Raw genomic sequence first — 3,347 nt, forward strand, 5'->3', positions numbered from 1 at the left:
GGCCTCTCCCGCATCCCATTATCGGCACCAGGCAACTCAAAGCGGGAGAACCTCATATGGCCCTGAGAATCGTGGTATTCGCTGCTGTCGCGCTGGCGGCAGTATCCCTGGAAGCGCGAGCGATCGAAGAGATCGACTCCTCCATCGATGCGGTAACGGTGTACCCGCAGGGCGCACGCGTTACGAGGCTGGCCCGGGTACGGCTTGCAAAAGGCCCGAACCGGGTGGCGCTGACCGGACTGCCGGGCGGTATCAGCCTGCAGGGTGTGCAGGTCGACTCCGCCAGCGGCGATGTCGAGGTGCGCGCCGTCGAAATGGACCTTGTCCGGCAGCGCGACGCGTACAACGCCGAGATTGGCCGCCTCGCGAACGAAATCGCGGTAACGGAGCATCAGATTTTCGTAATAGACGACGACATCGCTACCGCCGAACTGCAACTTGAGTTCCTGAAAGGAATAGCACGGGACAGCGCCGGCGCCGAGCGCCTCAAGGCGGCCGGCGGTCAGGTCGATATCGGTTCCTGGCGCGAGGCGCTGGACATGCTCGGCGAAGGCGCGGCCGGGGCCCGGAGCCGGATTCGCGGAGCCCGCATCGATCGCAGGCAACTGGAGGAAAACCTGTCGGTGCTGGAACGACAACTGCGTGACTTGCGCGGCCGTAATCCGGCATCGGCCCGCCTGTCGGTCCTCCTGCATGCCGCCCACGCCCTGGATACGGATATTCGGGTGCATTATCTTCAGTCCGATGCGAGTTGGGAGTCCGGCTACAGCGCCTACCTCGACACCCGCGGGAATACGCTCAGGCTTACCCACGAGGCCCGCGTCCGGCAAGGCACGGAGGAAGAGTGGCGGGATGTGCAACTGGTCCTGTCGACCTCGAACCCGAGCGGTCGGATGAAGGCGCCCGAGCAGGACAGCCGGTTCCTGGACGTTTACGAACCCGTGCCCTGGGCGGATTCGGAAGAAAGAATGCTTTCCCGGACCATGGCCCTTGGCCCGGACCTGTCCGCGACGGATTCAGTCGCGCGGGCGGACGCACGCAGCGGGCAGAACAGGCATACGGTTTCCTACAGACCCCCTGAGCGGACGAGCATTTCCAACAGCGCCGACCAGGCGCATGCCGTGCCGCTTGCCGAATACGGCCATCGGGCCGCGCTCGTGACGCGCGTTACCCCGCGGCAGAGCGCCGAAGCCTTCCTGACCGCAAGGATCAGCAACGAAAGCGACCAGCCGCTTGCTGCCGGGACGATGAGGGTGTTTATCGACGGCGCCTACGTGGGTCGCTCCAGCTTCCCTGAACTGCTGCCGGGATCCGGGACCGTGCTGCCCATGGGACCGGACCGCAGGATCGGCGTGCTCGCGATCGACCAGGGCGGGGAGAAAAGCAGCCAGGGAATCCTGTCCAGCCGAACGACCGAATTGACGGACTTCCTGTTCGAGATCGTCAATCGCCACGCAACGCCCACCGATATCGAAGTACTCGACTATTACCCCGTATCCCGGGACGAGCGGATCGAGGTCAACGTGCCGCGCGGCGCCACTTCGCCCGACAGCACGGACCTGGAGGAGCGGCCCGGCGTGATCGCCTGGCGCAGGCAGCTTGAACCCGGAGAGCGCTGGCGTATCGTGCACCGGTACGAGATCAGCTATCCCGGCGACACGCTGCTGGCGGCACAGCGCTGAACCGGCGGGGGCGTCGTTACGGATTGACGCGGACCCGGTAGACCGTTTCCGTCAGGCCCGCCAGGCCGCGCTCCTTCAACCCGGAACCCAGGGTCTCGACTTCCCTGCTTGCGCACCTTTCCACCCGGCAATACGGCTCCAGCAGGTGGCGCAAGCGGGCCTCGTCGATTGAAAACGGCGGTCCTTCCATCGCGTCCGACGGATACTCAACACAGTTCACGATGCCCGCCGTGCCCGGAGGCAACAGACCGATGAGTTGACGGACGTAGGCCGGCTGCATGTCAGGGGGCATGGCTACCAGGGCGGCACGGTCGTAGAACGCGTCGGCCGCACCAATGTCCGCAACGGTCGACTCGAAGAAATCACCTTGCAGGAGGCGGTAAGCCCCGGCGCTCATGCTGAGCAGCTGTCCCGTTTCTTCGATGCGCGGCTCAAGCCCCTGCCCGTTGAAAAACGCTTCGCAAGCCAGCGCGCTCACCTCAATGCCGATTACCGCGTGCCCCTGCTCCGCCAGCCAGCACATGTCTAGCGACTTGCCGCACAAGGGAACCAGGACGCTGCCCCCTGCCGGCACACGCACCGTCGGCCAGTGCGCCTGCAAGGCCTCGTTGGTGGTTTCCTGGTGGAATCCGATCTCGTTCAGCTTCCACTTGTTGAGCCAGAATTCCGCTTTCATAACGCTCGTAAAGCCATTCTGCTAGGTCGGTCTGTAGCAAGCCGTATGGCGATCGCTTCTCACCCACTGCCAATGTCGATTAACCGCTCAAGCTCTCGAACAATTACAAGTGCAGATTCAGCGGACGTAGACAATGCTTGCCGCTGCCCTTCCAGGCGCCTTCTCAGACGCTGTAAGGCTGCACGAGCCGACGCATCAGTCGTGCTCTCCTGGAATGTCTTCAGGAAATCTCTCCAGTACATTGTGCTTATGCCGCAGAGTGGGATGTCATCAAGCTTTGCCTTGTACTGATCCATTAGGCCAGTTCGCGCAATCCGACCAAAATTACCACCCCCATCCTGTGCGGGCTTGTCCAATATTTGATCTGATTTCGTCGGGTACGGAGTGACATCCTCCGGAACTGTAATCGTGGTGTCCTGGCTCGTCCTTCGAACGTCTTGCCAGAAATAGTTGCGGTACTCCGCCGCATATTTCGCAGACTCGACAAACGGTTCAAATAATACCGGCGACCCACTAATGACGTTGCCTAAGACCCACGGTACAACCACGACCAAGTCCTGTTTCGCACACGCTGCAGCTGTCGTTTGAAACCTAAGACTAGGCTCGGCTTCCTTTGCAAGCAAGTACCAGCCCTTTAATTCAATGCCAAGCAATATCTCTCCGCTTGCCGTGCTGCGCAAGAGAACATCCGGAAATGTCTGAGCCTGCCTTACAAAGCTGAACAGCGCATACCGATCCTCGGCATCCCAGGTATTTCTCAGCAGATTCATGGTGCGAACTACTTGCTCCTCAATCGTCGCCCCCAGAACCGTATTCAATGTATGCAGGTCCGTCGCCATGACGCCTGCAATATTGGTTTCTGTCCGAAAATGAATAGGAAGGCTGCTTATTGCTTCCCGTACACCCAGATAGAGTCGGAAATGTTTCCAGTCCCTGCGCGGGAGCTTTCGTGTTGGTTCCATGTAGTTCGCTGCCGTTTAAGCGGATCG

3 protein-coding genes are annotated in these 3,347 nt (G+C 61.1%); 1 reads left to right on the top strand and 2 read right to left on the bottom strand.

Annotated elements, in window-relative coordinates; all coding sequences use genetic code 11:
- A partial coding sequence (locus tag OXG98_18140) for a mucoidy inhibitor MuiA family protein (GenBank protein MCY3773930.1) occupies nt 1-1,682 on the top strand: 1,682 nt, incomplete at its 5' end.
- Between the two features lie 16 nt (nt 1,683-1,698).
- Here the strand turns inward: OXG98_18140 and OXG98_18145 are convergent.
- Together OXG98_18145 and OXG98_18150 are read right to left on the bottom strand one after the other, a co-directional pair.
- Complete coding sequence (locus OXG98_18145) at nt 1,699-2,358, bottom strand: thiopurine S-methyltransferase (GenBank protein MCY3773931.1); 660 nt, start codon at nt 2,356-2,358, stop codon at nt 1,699-1,701.
- A 59-nt stretch (nt 2,359-2,417) separates the two neighbouring features.
- The gene (locus tag OXG98_18150; GenBank protein ID MCY3773932.1) at nt 2,418-3,320 is read right to left on the bottom strand and encodes a hypothetical protein; all 903 of its coding nucleotides are present in this window, start codon (nt 3,318-3,320) and stop codon (nt 2,418-2,420) included.
- Between the last annotated feature and the right edge of the window lie 27 nt (nt 3,321-3,347).

The organism is Gemmatimonadota bacterium, from assembly GCA_026706345.1.
Taxonomy (GTDB): domain Bacteria; phylum JAAXHH01; class JAAXHH01; order JAAXHH01; family JAAXHH01; genus JAAXHH01.